We start from the raw sequence: 903 nt of genomic DNA, 5'->3' as shown, positions 1-903 counted from the left end.
CAGAGCGATACTGTTGTTTAGTGCAATTTTCAGTAAAAAATAAATTCACAGCCGTTTTTCGCTCCCCATACATAAAAATAAGGTCTGCCGATTCATAAAGATAGTTGGATTTAGTCCAAGTTTTAACCTCATTTTCATAACCCGCCATGCTTCCTGCGCATACAAAATAAAAATAAATTTACAGGAGTGTAATTATGGGAAAAGAAGAACTGGAAGCGGTTAAAAAGCAGTTAGCCGCAATGAAGAAAATCGAAAAGATTGGCTTTACTAACACCGAAGCCGCTAAGGATTATTTTCAAGAAAAAGAGGTTATTCTTGAGGATATTGTAAAAACGATTGAAATAATCAGCGTTCAGGAGACTACCGAAATGGAAGCCCTTAAAAGTACCATTAAGTCTTTGAGGGAAGAAATCAAAGGGCAAGCGAAAAACCCTAGAGAACTTTCAAGGCGTTTTTTAAAATAAGTGTGATTACAAATTGATCGGCTTACAACCAACGTACCGCCCCTCATTTTTTACCCCTTCATCTCCTTTTGGTTTGATAAAGAGGCAGGGACTAAATTTTGCGGTCGATACCAAATATCGCCCCACGGTTTCGCTTCCTTGCCACGCTCCTTTAAAACATCGTTAATTGTTTTTAATCCTGCGTTTATTTCTGCAATGTCTCTCTTGCTCTGTTGATCTTCGTTTTCTTGTAACTCTGGTATATCCCATAAATCAAATACGCCACGTTCTTTTAATCCAAAACGGATAAAAAATTGAGTTTCTAAAATTTGTTCAAATTGCCTTAGAATTGGAATTAACGTGTATTTCCAAAATGCTGAATGTTGCTCTGCAGTATCTTTGCCGGAAAGTGAAGTAGTTTTATCGCCTATATTTGCAACTCGTGGAGGAATACCGTACT

General features: G+C 37.3%; 2 protein-coding genes. One reads left to right on the top strand and one right to left on the bottom strand.

Features of this window, described 5'->3' with window-relative positions; translation table 11 throughout:
- The first annotated feature begins 194 nt into the window (after positions 1-194).
- On the top strand, positions 195-464 hold the full coding sequence (locus tag ACYVRH_RS13475) for a hypothetical protein (protein ID WP_461257407.1): 270 nt from the start codon (positions 195-197) through the stop codon (positions 462-464).
- A 50-nt stretch (positions 465-514) separates the two neighbouring features.
- Here the strand turns inward: ACYVRH_RS13475 and ACYVRH_RS13470 are convergent.
- Positions 515-903: phage portal protein (locus ACYVRH_RS13470; RefSeq protein ID WP_461257406.1), on the bottom strand; the 389-nt coding region annotated here is incomplete at its 5' end.

It is taken from the genome of Treponema sp. R80B11-R83G3 (genome assembly GCF_054786115.1).
The sequence above is the reverse complement of the archived record's forward strand: the minus strand, read 5'-3'. Positions and strand labels throughout refer to the sequence as shown.